Origin of the sequence: Planctellipticum variicoloris, assembly GCF_030622045.1 — a bacterium.
Classification (GTDB): domain Bacteria; phylum Planctomycetota; class Planctomycetia; order Planctomycetales; family Planctomycetaceae; genus Planctellipticum; species Planctellipticum variicoloris.
In genome coordinates this window covers 2,529,710-2,546,052 of the sequence record NZ_CP130886.1, presented here as the reverse complement: position 1 = coordinate 2,546,052, position 16,343 = coordinate 2,529,710, and the positions used below count along the sequence as shown (strand labels likewise).

At 64.8% G+C, this 16,343-nt stretch carries 15 protein-coding genes and 1 tRNA gene; 1 reads left to right on the top strand and 15 read right to left on the bottom strand.

Features of this window, described 5'->3' with window-relative positions:
- Positions 1-250: 250 nt before the first annotated feature.
- The 10 genes from SH412_RS09970 to SH412_RS09925 form a co-directional block, all read right to left on the bottom strand.
- The gene (locus SH412_RS09970) at positions 251-2,212 is read right to left on the bottom strand and encodes a ParB/RepB/Spo0J family partition protein (protein ID WP_336523363.1); all 1,962 of its coding nucleotides are present in this window, start codon (positions 2,210-2,212) and stop codon (positions 251-253) included.
- Positions 2,209-2,535 (bottom strand): hypothetical protein, encoded by a 327-nt coding sequence (locus SH412_RS09965; protein ID WP_336523362.1) that lies wholly within the window; start codon positions 2,533-2,535, stop codon positions 2,209-2,211. Before SH412_RS09965 ends, SH412_RS09970 begins: the two co-directional genes overlap by 4 nt.
- A gap of 10 nt (positions 2,536-2,545) precedes the next feature.
- Complete coding sequence (locus SH412_RS09960; protein ID WP_336523361.1) at positions 2,546-2,869, bottom strand: hypothetical protein; 324 nt, start codon at positions 2,867-2,869, stop codon at positions 2,546-2,548.
- A complete protein-coding gene (locus SH412_RS09955) occupies positions 2,866-3,963 on the bottom strand; it encodes a hypothetical protein (protein ID WP_336523360.1) in 1,098 nt (365 codons plus the stop codon). Before SH412_RS09955 ends, SH412_RS09960 begins: the two co-directional genes overlap by 4 nt.
- A gap of 49 nt (positions 3,964-4,012) precedes the next feature.
- Positions 4,013-4,261, bottom strand: coding sequence for a carbon storage regulator (locus SH412_RS09950; RefSeq protein ID WP_336523359.1), 249 nt, complete (start codon positions 4,259-4,261; stop codon positions 4,013-4,015).
- A 12-nt stretch (positions 4,262-4,273) separates the two neighbouring features.
- Positions 4,274-4,747 (bottom strand): hypothetical protein, encoded by a 474-nt coding sequence (locus SH412_RS09945; protein WP_336523358.1) that lies wholly within the window; start codon positions 4,745-4,747, stop codon positions 4,274-4,276.
- A 371-nt stretch (positions 4,748-5,118) separates the two neighbouring features.
- A complete protein-coding gene (locus tag SH412_RS09940; protein ID WP_336523357.1) occupies positions 5,119-6,108 on the bottom strand; it encodes a hypothetical protein in 990 nt (329 codons plus the stop codon).
- Between the two features lie 383 nt (positions 6,109-6,491).
- Positions 6,492-6,758 carry a helix-turn-helix domain-containing protein gene (locus tag SH412_RS09935; RefSeq protein ID WP_336523356.1) on the bottom strand — a complete coding sequence of 89 codons (267 nt, stop codon included), beginning with the start codon at positions 6,756-6,758 and terminating at the stop codon, positions 6,492-6,494.
- Positions 6,759-6,963: 205 nt separating this feature from the next.
- Entirely contained in the window at positions 6,964-7,311 is a 348-nt protein-coding gene (locus SH412_RS09930; RefSeq protein WP_336523355.1) for a hypothetical protein, read from the bottom strand.
- Between the two features lie 214 nt (positions 7,312-7,525).
- Positions 7,526-7,609 (bottom strand) — tRNA-Leu (locus SH412_RS09925).
- Positions 7,610-7,850: 241 nt separating this feature from the next.
- Between SH412_RS09925 and SH412_RS09920 the strand changes: the two genes are divergently transcribed.
- On the top strand, positions 7,851-8,351 hold the full coding sequence (locus SH412_RS09920; protein WP_336523354.1) for a MarR family winged helix-turn-helix transcriptional regulator: 501 nt from the start codon (positions 7,851-7,853) through the stop codon (positions 8,349-8,351).
- A 4-nt stretch (positions 8,352-8,355) separates the two neighbouring features.
- Here the strand turns inward: SH412_RS09920 and SH412_RS09915 are convergent, their stop codons facing one another.
- The 5 genes from SH412_RS09915 to SH412_RS09895 form a co-directional block, all read right to left on the bottom strand.
- The gene (locus tag SH412_RS09915; RefSeq protein WP_336523353.1) at positions 8,356-9,795 is read right to left on the bottom strand and encodes a DUF1501 domain-containing protein; all 1,440 of its coding nucleotides are present in this window, start codon (positions 9,793-9,795) and stop codon (positions 8,356-8,358) included.
- Between the two features lie 60 nt (positions 9,796-9,855).
- Positions 9,856-10,218: a four helix bundle protein gene (locus SH412_RS09910; RefSeq protein ID WP_336523352.1), complete on the bottom strand. Its 363-nt coding sequence runs from the start codon at positions 10,216-10,218 to the stop codon at positions 9,856-9,858.
- Positions 10,219-10,271: 53 nt separating this feature from the next.
- Positions 10,272-12,890 carry a PSD1 and planctomycete cytochrome C domain-containing protein gene (locus SH412_RS09905; RefSeq protein WP_336523351.1) on the bottom strand — a complete coding sequence of 873 codons (2,619 nt, stop codon included), beginning with the start codon at positions 12,888-12,890 and terminating at the stop codon, positions 10,272-10,274.
- Between the two features lie 228 nt (positions 12,891-13,118).
- Positions 13,119-14,612, bottom strand: a complete 1,494-nt coding sequence (locus SH412_RS09900; RefSeq protein WP_419555802.1) for a N,N-dimethylformamidase beta subunit family domain-containing protein — start codon at positions 14,610-14,612, stop codon at positions 13,119-13,121.
- Positions 14,613-14,913: 301 nt separating this feature from the next.
- Positions 14,914-16,326, bottom strand: coding sequence for a DUF1501 domain-containing protein (locus tag SH412_RS09895; protein ID WP_336523349.1), 1,413 nt, complete (start codon positions 16,324-16,326; stop codon positions 14,914-14,916).
- Positions 16,327-16,343: the final 17 nt, after the last annotated feature.

The following is a 16,343-nucleotide window of genomic DNA, read 5'->3' as shown; positions in this document are numbered from 1 at the left end:
ACTGTTTCCAGTCCTCGTCCCGGGCCTGTGCTATGACTCTGACGACCTCTTCGGGAGAGAGCAATCGGACTGGTGATTCGTCATACCGCATGTCGAAAGCTCGCTGCTGGGCGACGTGAACGAAGTCGACCTGAGCTAGAAGCACCGCTCAGTGGTCAACAGCGTAGTGCTCGCACGGCAATCGAACAACTGATCTCGTTCCGCCATGCTCATTGCGTCGAACAGATGGCAGTTAATTTGAGTCCGACTTTCAAACCAACGAAACCGCCTTGATCCCCCGCACCGCTTTCGGGCAGGGCTTTTCCTTGCCGGCGGTGGCCAGCCACTCGACCAGGTCGCCGCGCTTCGTGTCGGTCGATCGCAGTTTCCACTCGGCCGCCAGCTCCTGGAGCTGGGCCGTCGTCAGCAGCTCCAGATACGACCGATCGAGCGACCACTGCCGGACGATGTCGATTCCCAGATGCTCAGCGAGCCAGTCGACCAGCGGGGCCGGCATGTCGGTTGATCCCGTGTCGGCCGGATGCTGCACCCACTCCTGCAGGATCCGGCGGAGGCTGGCCGTCCGTGTCGCGGCCGGCTTCGCGGCGACCGCCTGCAGGATGTGAATGGCGTCCGTCTGGTACCACGACGTACGGCGGACGCCGAACGCCTTCGCCAGCGAGGTTCGCCGCTCGTGGGAGGCCGTATGCCCGTCCTGGGCAAACCAGACCAGCAACAGGACCAGCGTGTCCCCCTCCGTCTTGTCCTCCAGGGCCGCGGCAATCCGCTGCTGCAGCCAGGCGACCTTCCACCGATAGAGCCGTTTGTTGAACTGCTCGGCCGCCTGTTTCGGCGTGACCTTCTTCGCGGCCACCTTGCCCGCGGTCGCCTCCGCCTGCATCGCGGACTTCGCCGCGGCCTTGTCCTCGGCCACGTGCTGCATGGAGTCCCAGAGTGCGGTGTTGAAGGCTCGATCGGACTTCCCTACCTTGCGGACCTGCAGGTGCTTGCATTCGTCCGGCGTCGCCGCGAAGGCCATAACCGTTCGGCGTTGCCGTTGCTCGTCGAAGAACCCGGCCCCCTTCTCCATCGGCCGGCTGACGTCGTAGAGCGCCTGGTCGAGCAGTTGTGAGAAGTCGCGGGAGAACCATTCCGGCCCCTCATCGTCGCGGAACTTCTCCAGCCTCGGCCACAGCGCCGCGACGTCGCACCACGGCAGCAGCTCGCGGGCCTGCGTCTTGGTGATTCCGCCCGTAATCAGTCGCTCCTGCCAGGCCGCTGGGAGCGTCAGCAGACGGGTCAGATTGCTGATCTCGGACTGACTGACGCCGACGTCGTCCGCCAGATCTCGCTGCGAGCGACCGGCGGCCGCGTACTCGTCGACGAGTCCCTGCAGGGCGCGGGCCTTTTCGAGGATGTCGAGATCCCGGCGTTTCGCGTTCTCGACCAGGACCAGCCGGCGGGCCGTCGCGTCGTCGCACTGGACGATCCGGCATTCGAGCTGCGGTCGATGCGTCCGCTTCGCGGCGGCCGTACGCGTGTGCCCGGCGATCAGTTCGAAGCCGTTCGCCTCCGGCAACGGCCGGACCAGGCAGGGCGTGAGCTGGCCATCCTGGCGGAGCGAGTTGCCCAGCTCGATCAGCCATTCCTCGGACGGCGGCCGCCGCGTCTGGTACGGACTCGGCCGCAGCAGGCCGACGTCAATCATCCGCAGTTCGCCGGCCAGCTCCGGCTTGGCAGTCGTCGATGTCTCAACGGCCGCGGGCTTCTCGGCTTTCGGCCTGGGCGGCCTCGCGGCCTTCGTCTTGCGGGCTGCAGCCTGGGGCATGGTTCTTTCCTCTCTGGCTCTCGACTCTGGACTCTCGTCTCTCGACTCCTGGCCGCACACGCGGGCCAGCATCAGGTTGATTTCATCCGTGATCGCGTCGTCGGCCGTCTCGAACGGCGTGGCCTGCTGCCAGACGTAGCGCCGGCCGCCGAGCGGTCCCAGCTCCTCCTCGGCCGCGGCCTTGACGAGCAGCCAGAACTCGCGGTCGTTCCGTTCGGTCTCACAGACGAGATCGAGCTGACGCAGAGATGCGATCCGCGGTATTGGCGTGCCGGCGGCGACGGTCCGCCAGCATTCCCGCAGAGCGGCGCGGGCCTCCGTGCCCGCTGGCTCGTCGGGCAGCAGCGAGAGCTGCCCCGGCAAGGGGACGTGTTCCCCCGGTTGCGGCAACGTCGCGTCGATCAATCCAGCAGCTCCTTTTGCCGCAGGCGCGGCGCTTCCCGCGGCCGATCGTGAGCCGGCGGCGGGACCACCAGCATGGTCAGGCAGTTCCGTTCGATGACCTGCAGCCTCTCGCCGTGCAGGATCGTCACCGGCTGCAGCCAGGCCCGTCCGTTCGCTCGCAAGGCGAGCTGCCGCGCGGTGATCATGGCGGTTTCGATCTGCGCCAGCGGGATCCGGCCGCGGTGGTACCGAGTGTTGAACCACTCGACCCGGTCTCCCTTCTGCAGCAGCGTTCCATCGGGGCAACGCACGTTGCAGGCCATCCGCCACTGAATGCGACTCATGCCGTCCCCCTCAAAAGAGAGCCATCTGTTTCGCCGGCTTGGCCGGCGCGATGACGATCGCCGGCGGGGCCGGCGGAGTGTTGGTCAGCGTGCAGGCCATCACGACGTGCAGGCGCCCGCAGTGGACGATGATCACGGGGCGCGAGCCCTGCGGATCGTGGGGATAGGGTCGCCAGCTCTTCAGCCGCGCCATGGCCACGTTGACCGCGGCATCGGTGAAGCGACCGCACATCATCCGCGAGTTGTAGACCTCGACCTCGTCGCCGGGCCGCAGCAGCGTCTGGTCGTCGGTCCGGGTGAAGTAGGCCAGCCAGGGGCCTTGGTGTTCGGTCATGACAGCCCCCGTTCGCGCAACAACCGCTTCCCTTCCGCCAGTTGCCTGGCCCGCTCGCGTTCGAACGAATCGTCGCCCGCGGCCAGATCCGACGTCCTGGGGGCCTGCAGCGGCCCCTGATCGAGGGATTTGATCGCCGACGTCGCCCAGTCCAGGTCGACGGTCGCCATCCGCGCGGCGAACGGCTTGCCGTAGTTCGGCCGGCCCAGTTGCGACGTGAAAACCGCGGGCCGGTTTCGGATGCTGCCGACCCGGCTGACGTGCTTGGCCCAGCCAAAGAAGATCAGCCGGTCCCGCTCCGAGTCGGACCAGACGCCGGCGGCCGTCGCCTCGCGGTAGAGCTGCTGCACGGCCGCAGGCGAGCGGAGGTCCTGCGGTTCGATGTCTTTGCTCCACCACCTTTTCAAGGTCCCACCGGTCCCATGTGATGGAACTGTGGGAACTGAAAGTTGAGGAGAGGGTGGAACTGTGGAGTGGAATGGAATGGGGGAAGCCTCGGCGGCGGAGCGCGGAGCGCCGACGTCAGAATTCTGCGGTGGTACGGCAACCTCCGCGCGGACCGGCGCGGAACTGACGACCGGCTCCGCGCTCACCTCAGCGATCGGCGCGTCGGCGCTGTGCGCGAAGTCGAACACCAGTTGCCGCGACAGGGGTTCGATGCGCCGCCTCCGCGCGAGCTGCGCGCGACGCGCCGAGCGCCGATGCGCGCCGAAGACCAATGTGATGAGCAGAGAGACCGTCCTCAGCGCGCTGGCGCGGAGGTCCGACCAGGTCGGCGCGACGTCTTCGGTGCTCGGCGCTGGCGAGGCGGCCGCCGGCGTCAGCGCCGTCAGGCGGTAGGCCCCCGGCCTGCCGCTGCTCAGGCTCACGGCCAGGTGGCCGGACTCCGCGGCGCGCTTGGCGCGGCGGGTGGCCGTCCCCGGGGCGCAGCCCATGTGAGCCGCCAGCTCGCGCGACGGCCCGGTCCAGGTCACGTGATCCGGGGCGAGGTCGTAGACCGCGACCAGGACGGCCCGCTGGTCGGGAGGAAGCGGCAGGCCGCAGAGCCTGTCGCGCGGTGAGAGGTCGAACGGGAGAGACTTCTGCGTCGCCACGATCGAGTCCATTCGGCGAGGGAAAAATTCCGATACGGATCGGCCGGCGTCATGCGGCCCCGAGCTGTTGCTTCGCGACTTCGAGCGAGGCCGCATCGGCGACCGTCACCACGGGCCAGGTCGGGACATCGAACGGGACCGGTGTCGGGGGCGACGTCAGCACGTTCTGCCGGCGGATCGGGATCTCGCGGGGCGCGTCGATCCCGATCCGTACGTTGCTGCCACGGCGGACGATCGTGAGCGTGATGCAATCGCCGATCACGATTTGCTCGGCTTCCTTGGGCGTCATGTAGAGCATTGAAGGAACCTTTCAGAGCGGGGTCGGGGGCGCTAGGGAATCAATGCGATCGAGCCAGGACTGAGCGGACCGTTCCCACTGTTCCCCGGAGAACGGGAGGCCGCGGGCGTTCCACTTCTCCGCAAACCGCTCGACGGGGAGTCTGCGGGCCGACCGATCGAGTTCGTTCTCGATCAAATCGCGGGCCTCTCGAAGCTGCTGCAGCAGCACGTCGATTCGTGCGGCCGCCTCGGCGGCGGGGACGTGTCGGAAGTCGGCGTTGCAGAGGGATCGGTGAATGTCGCCACCGACGAGAGCCGTCAGCGATTCGCCTGTCCTGGCGGCGGCGATCTTGTCCTCGGGCGTGTTGCCCCAGGTCGCGGTGGCCAGCATGCCGCAGGACTGATCGAAGGAGAGGACGATCACCTGATCCTTGCGGCAGTCGCGGCCGATCTGGGCGGCCATGTCGACCGGGATGAAACGAAAGTCGGCGTCAGGCTGGTTCACGGTTCGGGCTCCGAACGAAGGTCGGCGCGCACCGCGAGCGCAGAAGTTGCGAAGCGATGCGCGCCGAGTTGAAAGCACTGCGCCGAAGCGTGAGTCCCGGCCGGGATGGGAACCGGGTGAGAGACGAGCGACGCAGGCTCGGGACGGGGCTACGCCCCCCGACCCTCTGAATCAAAACGCCGGACGCCGGCCAGGACGCAGAGGCCACCCGCGAAGGAGTAAACCGGATGGATCTGCACCGGCGTCCGGCGCTGGGTCACGGGCTGAGCGAACGATGCAACATGGCGGAATCCTTTCGGCCGTTGGAAAGAACGGACGTCGGCCGGGCGACATGCGCCCGACCATCGGGAGCACCGACCGACGTCCGTGAATCAGGACAGGCCGGCGGTTCCTGCCGCCGACAGGAACCGATCGAGCAGAAAATCGGTGGCAGCCGCTTCCGCGGCCGTGGGAGCGCGGGACTTGTAGTGCCGTTCGAACACCCGCGACGCGGGCGATTGCTTCAGCTTCCGCTTGGCCACGCCGTCGTTGAACTGATCGCCGACCAGCGTGGCCGACGTCGATCGCAGGTTCTTCAGCCGCACGCAATCCTCTGGCAGAATGCCGGCCTTGATCTGAAACTCCTTCAGCGAGCGCGAGAAGTGGCTCAGGCTCATGCGTCGCCCCCGACGATCGATCCAGGGCAACAACGGTTCGCCCGGCAGGCTGGGGAGCGAGGCGAATAACTCGACCAGCTCGCGACGCGTGCCGAGGGAGACCCATTCGTCCCGCCGCCGCTTGTTGTAGCGGGCCGGCAACGGAATCTGCTTCAGCTCCAGCAGTTCCACGTCGTCCGGCCGCGGGATCTGCAGCAGCGCCCCACGCCGCAGGAGCGTCAGCGAATCGAGCAACAGGGCACAAGTCCAGAACGTCCGCGGCGAACAGCCTTCGATCCTGGGCGTCGTCGCGTAGCGCGTGGCAGCCAGGCAGGCGGAGATCCGCTCCGGCGTCAGCAGCACGGGAACAACGTCGTCTTCCGGGAGCGGGTCGAGGTACGGGGGCCGCGCGAGCAGTTCGAGGTTGCTGCGACCAGTTCCGCGGGACTCGCGCGGACCACACCAGGCGAAGATCGCGTTCAGGATGGCGATCTCGTTATTGATCGTCACCGCGCTCAGGGGCTTTCCGCGCCACAGGTCTTTGCGGCGTCGGGAGACGTACTGTTCGAGGTCGATCTGCGTGATTTCCCGAATGTCCCGTCCGATCAGTCCCCGGTAGTCGGTGAAGCGGATCAGCACGCGGCGGACGTTCTGGTTGTAAGTCGCTCTCGGGGACTTCGTCTCCAGTCGATCGACGAACAATTCCCGCAGAATGATCCACTGCATTCCAGGCTCCATCCGGCGCGGGAGGTCGGTCTCCGAAGCTGAAGGGGAAGAAGACGCCGCCGGAGCGGCTGGCGAAAACAGGGCGTTGAACCGCTCGGAGGCGGGTATGGTTTGCCCGAGGGCAATGCTCATCAGGATCGCTCCGCAATGTGCGAAGGCGTACATCCGTGAAAACATCTGGAAGGCTCCGTCCGGCGTGAAGCGTAGTTCACATTTCCACCCGTGACGTGGCAAAACAACCACGTCACAGGCGAGGCCCGGTCAGTGCCAAATGCAGAACGCCGACCGTCCTCCGCACCTCGGGAAGACGACCGGCGTTTACCGATTCCGCAGCCCCTCCGTCAGTGCGACGGGGAGCAGTATTCAGTTTTGAATATTCTCTGTCAAGCGGTTTCTACAAATTCGCGCTTCCGGGGAGGCTTCGACGCGGCCTGTGGATCAGAGAGCAGATAGTCCACCGACGTGTCCAACGCTGCCGCGACGCGGGTTAGCGTGCCGACCTTCGGCACATGGTCGCCGTGGAGCAGTCTCGAAATTGTAGGCTGACTTTCGCCGCTCTCCTGAGCCAGTTTGACACCGGTCCAGCCGCGCAACGACAGCAGCCGCTGCAGGTTGGCCGAGAGGTGTTCTTTTACTTCGTCGTCAGTCACGATATTCATTCCTGAAATATACCGCGATTTCGCGAAATGGGAACTGCGGTCAGTTCTGAATTTGGTCAGGAGGTTGTCGCGGGGGCACTGCTGATCGAGGCGCGAAGGAGACTCCTGGAGCTACTGCTGCGTCACGCGGAACTGAATGACGAACGTGTGGACTACATCCTGATGGAGTGCGTCATTCGACTGGAGGTCCAGTTTGCTAGTGATCTGCTTGCGACGGGGGGAACGTCAGAGGTACTGAAAAACGAATCCTGCTGACTTGCTCTCCCATGATCGAACTGTCCTCTCCTCCTCCGGCTTGCAAGACCCAGACCTGAACCTGGCCACTCTTGTTTGACGTCGACTCGGATCGCGTCGTCACTGCGAGATCGAACGCAACCGATTCGCTGATCCCCAAGGCTTCAGCCTTCGAGGTCAGCGATCCCGACACTTCTCTCGGAAACTGAAGTGTGTTCTTCGTCTTCGACGCGACACGACCACCGCTCTCTTCAATCACGTACCGGGCTGCGATGACTCCCTTGACGATGTCAACGAGCGTCTCCGTCACGAACTGATCGAGTTTGACCCCTGGCCCCATCCGGCCACCCCCTGAACGAAAACACGCCGATCGGTCTCAGCTTGTGAGTCCGACCGGCGTGTTGTGTTCTCCTGCTCTCGGTCCGCTACGACCTGCGACGGCCTTTCCTATTTCGCCCGGCTTCACTAGGCGGCGAAACGCGCATCATTGCGGGGCTGTCGTCGTAAACCCTTTCGCACCAAAGTGCCCAAGACAGGACTTGAACCTGCACGGTATTGCTACCACTAGGCCCTCAACCTAGCGCGTCTGCCAATTCCGCCACTTGGGCCGATTGCGAGCTGGAGGCTCCCCGGCAGACACCGGTCTCCGCTGCGAGGTTCAGCGGGGCGACTGCCGAGAGGAGCAGTATAGCGGCTGCCTCTCCTGACGCAAGCATTCCCAACGCCGGTTCTGACCGTTCATCCGCGCCTCCCGGACCCCGCGATTGGCTCTCTCCGATTTCTGCTCCGAATCCCGTCTCAACAACCATCGGGTTGACAGGCGTCGCCCGGACGATTACCCCTGTGAGCATGACAGACGCCCCCGCTTCCGCCGCCCGTCCCCGTTCCCGCCGCCGGTTCGATTCCCTCGAACAGGAAGCCTACCTCCATCTCTGGCGGGCCTACGACCGCCTCAAGGGGATTGAGGATGAACTCTTCTCCGCGCACGGACTATCCGCCCAGCAGTACAACGCGCTCCGCCTGCTCCGCAGCGTCCATCCCGGCACGATGCCGGTGCTCGTGATGGGCTCCCGGCTGATCTCCCGCGCTCCAGACATGACCCGCATGCTCGATCGCCTGGAAAAACGGGACTGGGTCCATCGCGAACGCCGGGCGGAAAACCGCCGCGTCGTCGAAGTCGGCATCACCCCCGCGGGAATCGCCCTGCTGGACCAGCTCGCCGATTCCGTGCGGGACTGCCATCAGCGCCAGCTCGGACACCTGAGCCCCGAAGAACTGCAGCGGCTGGTCGAACTCCTCAACAAGGCTCGCGCCCCGCACGAGGATCTCGAAGGCCCCTGGAAGCCATAACCGCTCAAGCCGGCTGACCCCGCTCCAGGATGTCCCACACTACCCGCGTCTGCTGGCCGTCGATCAGGCTGCCGACGCCCGTCGGTCGCTCGAACGTCAACTGCTCCGGCCCCAGCCCGAACAGGTGCAGCAGCGTCGCGTGATAGTCGTAATGATTGACGACGTTCTCGACCGCCTTGTGACCGAATTCGTCCGTCGCGCCGTAGACGCAGCCCCGCTTGATCCCGCCCCCCGCCAGCCACATGCTGAAACCGTACGTGTTGTGGTCCCGGCCGATGTTCTTCTCGTTCTGAATCACCGGCAGCCGCCCCATCTCGCCTCCCCAGTGGACCAGCGTCGTATCCAGCATGCCGCGGGCCTTCAGGTCCGCCACCAGCGCCGCACCGGGCCGATCGACTTTCTTGCAGACCGCCGGCAACCCCTTTTCGATGTTGCCGTGATGATCCCAGGTCTGATTGCCGGTATGGATCTGCACGAAGCGGACTCCCCGCTCCACCAGCCTCCGGGCGATCAGGCACCGCGAACCGTAGTCGCGCGTCAGCGGATCGTCGAGCCCGTACAGCTTGTGGACCGCTTCGCTCTCCTGCGTCAGATCGAGGGCTTCCTTCGCCGCCACCTGCATCCGGGCCGCCAGCTCGTAGCTCTGAATGCGCGCCGCCAGATCGAGTTCTCCCGCGTGACGGTCGAGGTGCTCCCGGTTGATCTGACCCAGATACGACAGGAATCGGTCCTGCGCCGGTCCCTTGAGGTGGGCCGGCGGATCGAGGTTCAGAATCCGCGGTTCCTGCGGCCGGACGACCGTCCCCTGATACAGCGACGGCAGCCAGCCGTTTTGCCAGTTCTCGACCCCCAGCACCGGCAGCCCGGTCGGATCGGTGAGGACGACAAACGCCGGCAGATTCTGGCTCTCCGAACCCAGCCCGTAAGTCATCCACGACCCGAGCGCCGGCCGCCCAGGCGTCACCCGCCCGGTATTCAGCGCATTGATCGACTGGCCGTGGTTGTTAACCCCGGTGTGCATCGACCGGATCAGGCAGATGTCATCCGCCACCCCCGCCAGCCCCGGCAGCAGCTCGCTCAGGTCCATGCCGCATTCGCCGTGCCTGGCGAACTTCCACGGGCTGGCGAACAGCTTGGCGCTCGCCTCGGCCGCGTTGTCGTACTTGATGTCCCCGGTAAAGCTCTGCAGATGCCGCTTCTGCAGTTCGGGCTTGGGGTCGAACAGGTCGATATGGCTCGGCCCCCCCTGCATGAACATCGAAATCATCGCGCGCGCCTGCGGCTCCTGCTTAGGCCGCTTGGGAAGCAGATCGTACGTCGGCCGCTCCAGCGTCGGTTTGGCCGGCGCGGCGGAAACGCCGTCCTGCTTGAGGAGATAGGCCAGAGCAACGCCGGACAGACCGAAGGCCTGCTGGGAGAGGAAGTGGCGGCGGGAATGGTTCATCGGGCGGGCTTCGGGCTTCGGGTTTCGGGCTTCGCAGAGAGATGACGGAGATCTCTGCGACTATGATTCTTTCAACGACAGGGCAAGCTTCGTCAGCATCTGCCCCACATTCTGAGCAATGGGCCACGTGTCGGCGACAGGTTTTCTGTCAATCAGTTTTAAACGCACTGCCAGCTCAAGCTGGACTTCCAGTTCCATCAAAGATCCTCGCGCGATCAGGACATGCCTGCGATATCCGCCGGCTCCGAGGCCAAATCCTTCGGCGATGTTGGATGGCACGGAAACCGCTGCTCGCTGCATCTGAGAGATCAACCCATACTTCTCGTTTGACGGTAACTGCCGACAGATCTCGTAGACCAGCTCAACGAGTTCCATCGACTTCTGCCAGACGTCCAGATCTCGGTAACTGACTGGTTTCGCCATCTCGTGCTCCTACGTCTTCTCTGCGAAGCCCGAAGCCCGAGACCCGAAGCCCGCTAGTCCACGTACATTGCACCATTCGAACTCACCAACGCCTGACACAGCGTGCTCAGCGCCAGCGTCAGCGGCTCCGGCGGCGTCGCTTTTGGCTTCGCTGCGGGAGGATGCGCGGTGAAATGCTGAATCTGCTCGGTCAGGAACGCCGTCCCGCCTGCTTGTTCGGCCTCAGTCGGCATCCGGCCCAGCGTCAGCGTCCACGCTCGCGTAAACAGGGCCGCCGGATCGTCCCCCACCTCGCTTCGCAGCCGCACCGCCATCGCTGTCGTCTGGTCCACGACGAACTCGCTGTTCATCATCAGCAGCGACTGCGGGGCCACCGTCGACGACGCCCGCTGTTCGCAATTTGGGGCCATCACCGGCACGTCGAACGGCTCCAGCATCCCCAGCGGCATCGACCGTCGGGCCTGCACGTAAATGCTCCTGCGGTACTCGTCCTCGCCCAAGGGGATCACCTTGCCGCTCGGCCGGCCCGCCGAGTCGCGAGTGTCCACCCCCACCACGATCTGGCCGACGTCGTCGGGCATGACCACCACCGGCGTACCCGTCATCTTGTCCGACAGCCGTCCCGCCAGAGCCAGCAGCGTGTCGCGGACCGTTTCCGCTTCCAGCCGGCGGACCGACATCCGCCCCAGCAGCCGGTTTTCCGGATCGATCGCGTCGAGTTCGCTGGTCCGTTGCGACGACTGCCGGTAGGCCTGCGACGTCACAATCAGCCGCTGCAGCTTCTTGAGCTGCCACCCCGACTGCATGAACTCCGAAGCCAGCCAGTCCAGCAGCTCCGGATGCGAAGGCTTCTCCCCCAGCATGCCGAAGTCCCCCGGCGTCGCCACCAGCCCCCGCCCGAAATGATTCAGCCAGATCCGGTTCACCAGCACGCGGGCCACCAGCGGATGTTCGCCGCTGGTCAGCGTTTTTGCATACGCCAGCCGGCGCCCGCTGGTCGGCAGCGCAGGATCATCCACGGGCAACGACGCATTCACCGCATTCAGCACCGCCAGCTCCCCCGGCAGCACATCCTCGCGCGGCTGATTGAAGTCGCCCCGGGAAAACAGCTTCGTCGCCGGGATCTGCCCCGGCACTTCCGTCAGGCACTGGATAAAGTCATCCGCCGGCCGCTTCTTCTTTGTCTCTTCCGTCGTGGCGTCCCACTTCTTGTTGAACCCGGTCAGCCGGTCCTTCAGATAAAGGTACACCGTGCCGCGATTCACGTTGAGGAACGGATACTCCTTGATGAGCTGCTTGTGCTCGTCGGTCCGGTCTTTCTCGGCGGTTGCTCGAACCTCGCGGGCTTTGGGCTGAATCTCCTCGGGCAGCTTCGCCAGCTCCTGCTCGAACGTCTCGGCGACGATCTTGTCGAGCTCTTCGTTCCGCTGCTTCTGGACTTCGGCCAGTTCCTTCTCTGCCTCAGTCACCTTCTGCCGAGTCTCGTCCGACCACTGCGACACCAGCCGGGCGTTCGGCGCCCGCCACTGCTTCCAGTCGTACGCCGGCTCAAAGATCGCCCGCACACGGTAGTAATCAGCCTGCGTGATCGGATCGTACCGGTGAGCGTGACACTGGGCGCACCCCACCGTCATCCCCAGCAGCGACGTCGAGACAATCTTGATCGTCTCCGCCAGCACCTCGTTCCGGGCAACATTCTGGTCAACCGATCCGTCCCCGGTCCCGTCCGGCCCCATCCGCAGAAACCCCGTCGCAATCAGCTTGTCCGCTTGGTCGGGAGTCAGATTTGCAAACGGCTGCGTCAGCAGTTCGTCCCCGGCAAGCTGTTCGACGAGGAACTCATTCCACGATTTGTCCTCGTTGAACGCCCGGATCACATAGTCCCGGTACTTCCAGGCCCACTTCCGTTCCAGGTCCTTTTCGCTGTACCCGTCACTGTCCGCATAGCCCGCGACATCCAGCCAGTGCCGCGCCCACCGCTCACCGTAAGCCGGGGAATCGAGCATCTGATCGACCAGCCGCTCGTAGGCATCGGGAGACATGTCCGCAACGAACGCGGCAACAGCCTCCGGGCTCGGCGGCAATCCCAGCAGATCGAACGACAGCCTCCGGATCTGCGTCGCCCGGTCCGCCTCGGCGGAAAGCGTCAGCCGATCCCGCCCCAGCCGTTCGAGCAGAAACGCGTCGATCGGCGACCTCGCCTGCTCCGCATGTTCTGTGGTCGGAACGCCCGGCCGACGGATCGGCTGAAACGACCAGTGCGACCGGTCGTCGTCCGTGAAGATATCTCCCGCCGCCAGCGACTCCGGCTCCGGACGGGCCGTCTTCGCCCCTTCATCGATCCAGCGCGCCAGCAGCTCCTTCTCCCGCGGAGTAAGCTTCTTCTCGCCGGGAGGCATCTCGTCGCTCGCGACCCGCTGATAAACCAGGCTCTCGGCGTGCTTGCCCGCCGCGATGGCCGTCCCCGACTCCCCCCCCTTCTGCAGGAACCGCACCAGCCGCAGATCCAGCCCCCCTTCGGGCTTCTCTTCCTCGCCGTGGCAATGCCAGCATTGCGCCTTCAGCAGCGGCCGGATATCCGCTTCAAACGAGAGCGGACGGGAACCCGGCTCGGCGGCCGAGGCAGGAACAACCAGCACACACAGCGCCAGCAGGGGCGTGAATCGAAACATGGGCAGGCGACCGTCAGGCAGGAGGAAGCAGGCGGGATCAACACTTGTTGATTCTTCCAGATCCGCCCCTTTCCTTCAATCTTTTTGTCCCGTTTCTCAAGGAAGTCGGCAGAAAACGGCGGTTGGGCCGGGCGGCACGCCCAGAGGCTTTGCGATGGGTGTGGTCTTCCGACGATGACAAAACACGCCCTTCGAGGACTCAGGGCGTGCCCCCGGAACCACTCAGGACTACTTGCTCTTCGCGTCCCCAATGGCCCTTCGCAGCAAATTGTGCGTCATCTGCTGCACCCGCTCATCCGGACCGTGCGGACGCGACCAGTGCGACCACGGCAGCGTGTGCCCCGGCGGATGGCTCAGCCCCTGCGCCCAGAAGATCGTTGAGCCCTGAAACACGAAGTTCCCCTTCGGCCCCGGATAGATCGTCGCCTGCCACTGCTGCGGATTGACGCCCCCCTGGAACGCGGTCCCGCCGCCGACGATTTCCAGCCCCGGAATCGCCGGAGGATCGCCGTGATACTCCCAGCCGATCAGTCCCGGAATGCGATCCCCCTGCTTCATCCCCGTGTTCTTGAAGATCCAGTGCTCGGGTTTCACGGCCGTCCAGTCCCCTCCGCCGTTGACCGGCTCGATGTTCCGGGCGCCCATCAGAAAGCCCTCGTCCGGACCGCGATGCGGGAACGGCCCGTGATCCTTCTCGCGCCCGACCGCATACTTGTAATCGCCCCCATACGGACCGCCGCGGAAGATGATCCGGTTCGGCCGCCCGTCCCAGCTCTCGCGAAACGGCGTCACCCAGCAGACCGAATTTCCCGACAGGAAGATCAGGTTCACCCCGGCATCGCGCATCTTCACGGCGCTTTCGTACTGACGGAGATCCCAGTACTCGTCATGCCCGACGCTCAAGAACGACTTGCAGCGGAGGCCCCGCTCGGGGCTCACCATGTCGCTGTTCGAGCAGTACGTCACGTCGTAGCCGTGCTGTTCCAGAAAGTACGCCAGCGGAAACTCGAACGACAGCCACTCGCCCGCCCCCACCGACAGCGGATCGTTCACCACGCTGTTGTACTGGGCGTAGCGCCCGTACGGCCGGTCGAAGCTGACGTCGGCCCACGGTCCCTGGTTGCCTTTCGGATGCGTATAGATCGAGTAGTTCGACGGCCACGGGTTGTAGGCATGCCACGTGTTGTCCGAAACCTGCAGCAGCACGTCCGCCGGCCGGTCGTCGGTCACCAGGAACACGACGTAGCTCTGCCAGTACGGCGTCTGATCATCCTTCGGAATCGTCGTCAGGCGACCGAGGTAAACACCGCTCACCCAGTCGGCGGGGATTTTCAGGGAGGTCGTGGCCTTCCAGCGGCACTCGTGCAGATTCTTCTCACCAGGCGCCGGCGTCGGCTGCGCCGTCCCCTCGAACGGTCCCAGCGTCGTCATCAGCCGGGCCCCGCGTCCGCCGTAGTATCCCGTCCGAAAGATCTCGATCCGGAACGGCGACGGGGGATTCGTCGACACCAGGATGTCGATCGATTCGCCCGCTCCGACGCTCTGCTTCGAGCAATACCCCTCGATCACCGAGGACCGGCAACCGGTCGGACTGTCGAGTTTCACCCGCGTGAGCTGCCAGTCCGTCGACCCCGGCTTCGCATTCTCCGCTCGAATCAGATCTGGCCGCCGCTCCGCAGCCCCGGCCATCCCGCACGACACCACCAGAACAAACGCCAGCATCAGCCGCATCAATCGGTTCTCCACAAGGGAATCCATCGTGCAAGTCAGGAAGACGGATTTACCGCGTAGACGCGGAGGACGCGGAGGACGCGGAGTTAAGACGAGAAATCTCAGGAAAATGAACAGTGAGTATTGAGTAGTGATGAGTGCAAAGTGAGGGAATTGTGAGAGCCCGGCCTATCGCGGATCTTTGCATTCTGCACGACTCACTCTTCACGACTCACTTTTCACTTTCCTGACTCTTCTCCCGCATTTCTCCGCGTCCTCCGCGCCTCCGCGGTGAATCCTTCTTCCTCATCAGTCAGGCAAACAACCCATCCACGACGTTCCCCTCGACGTCCGTCAGCCGGAAATCCCGGCCGGCGTACCGGTAGGTCAGACGCTCGTGGTCGAGTCCCAGCAGGTGCAGAATCGTCGCGTGCATGTCGTGAATATGCACCTTGTCCTGCTGAGCATAGAAGCCGTACTCGTCCGTGGCTCCGTAACGCAGGCCCGGCTTCACGCCCCCCCCCGCCAGCCACATCGTGAAGCCTTCGGGGTTGTGATCCCGGCCGTTCGAGCCTTCGACCGTCGGCGTCCGACCGAATTCGCCCCCCCACCAGACCAGCGTATCTTCCAGCAGCCCGCGGGCCTTCAGATCCTGCAGTAAACCGGCGATCGGCTTGTCGACCTCCCGGGCGTTCTTTTCGTGGCCGGCCTTCAGATTGCTGTGCTGGTCCCACTGCACGTTGCTGTCGCTGTGCGTCACCTGGATAAACCGCACCCCCGCCTCCGCGAACCGACGGGCCTTCAGACACATCCGGCCGAAGTTCGCCGTCACTGGATCATCCATGCCGTAAAGGGCCTGCGTCGCGACGGATTCCTGCGACAGGTCTTCCACCAGCGGCATCTCCGCCTGCATCCGAAACGCCAGCTCGAACGAGTTGATCCTGGCTTCCAATGCGGAATCCGGAGTCCCCTCCGCCAGATGGGCGCGGTTCATCGCACTCAGCCGGTCGAGTTGCAGCCGCTGCACCTCGCGCGGCAGCCGGGGATTGCTGATGTACCGCACCGCCGCCTGGTCCGACGGCACACTGGCGTTCCCCAGCGGAGTCCCCTGATAGAGCGCCGGAAGAAACGCCGAGCTCCAGTTGCTGATCCCGCCATGCGCCAGCGTCGGGCAGATCGTAATGAACGCCGGGAGATTCGCGTTGTCCGTCCCCAGTCCGTAAGTCACCCACGAGCCCATGCTCGGCCGGACAAAGTTATCGCTCCCCGTGTGCAGCTTCAGCAGCGCCCCGCCGTGTGCCGGATTCGTCCCGTGAACCGAATGCACCATGCAGAGGTCGTCGACACATCCGGCCACGTGCGGAAACAGTTCGCTGACCGGGATTCCGCTCTCGCCGTACTGCTGGAACTTCCAGGGGGACTTCAGCAGGTTCCCGGTCGGAGCGAACTGCACCCGCGGCTTGGCGAAAGGCAGCGGCTTCCCGTCGTCACGATCCAGCAGCGGCTTCGGGTCGAACGTATCGAGGTGCGACGGCCCCCCCTTCATGAACAGGAAGATCACCCGCTTGGCGCGGGCGGGAAAGTGCGGCTGCTTCGCCGCCAGCGGGTCGGCCACGGCAGCCTTCGCCGACGACTGCTCGGCCAGCAGCGACGCCAGCGCCAGCGAACCAAATCCCACGGCGCTGCGCTGCAACAAGTGACGGCGGGAAAAGGGAGCAGAAAACATGGCAGATTCTCGAATTC

Coding starts and splice junctions, on each gene's coding strand:
- SH412_RS09915 (WP_336523353.1), bottom strand. CDS start 9,795: ATGAACCATTCCCGCCGCCACTTCCTCTCCCAGCAGGCCTTCGGTCTG.
- SH412_RS09965 (WP_336523362.1), bottom strand. CDS start 2,535: ATGAGTCGCATTCAGTGGCGGATGGCCTGCAACGTGCGTTGCCCCGAT.
- SH412_RS09895 (WP_336523349.1), bottom strand. CDS start 16,326: ATGTTTTCTGCTCCCTTTTCCCGCCGTCACTTGTTGCAGCGCAGCGCC.
- SH412_RS09910 (WP_336523352.1), bottom strand. CDS start 10,218: ATGGCGAAACCAGTCAGTTACCGAGATCTGGACGTCTGGCAGAAGTCG.
- SH412_RS09960 (WP_336523361.1), bottom strand. CDS start 2,869: ATGACCGAACACCAAGGCCCCTGGCTGGCCTACTTCACCCGGACCGAC.
- SH412_RS09940 (WP_336523357.1), bottom strand. CDS start 6,108: ATGCAGTGGATCATTCTGCGGGAATTGTTCGTCGATCGACTGGAGACG.
- SH412_RS09905 (WP_336523351.1), bottom strand. CDS start 12,890: ATGTTTCGATTCACGCCCCTGCTGGCGCTGTGTGTGCTGGTTGTTCCT.
- SH412_RS09950 (WP_336523359.1), bottom strand. CDS start 4,261: ATGCTCTACATGACGCCCAAGGAAGCCGAGCAAATCGTGATCGGCGAT.
- SH412_RS09920 (WP_336523354.1), top strand. CDS start 7,851: ATGACAGACGCCCCCGCTTCCGCCGCCCGTCCCCGTTCCCGCCGCCGG.
- SH412_RS09900 (WP_419555802.1), bottom strand. CDS start 14,612: ATGCTGGCGTTTGTTCTGGTGGTGTCGTGCGGGATGGCCGGGGCTGCG.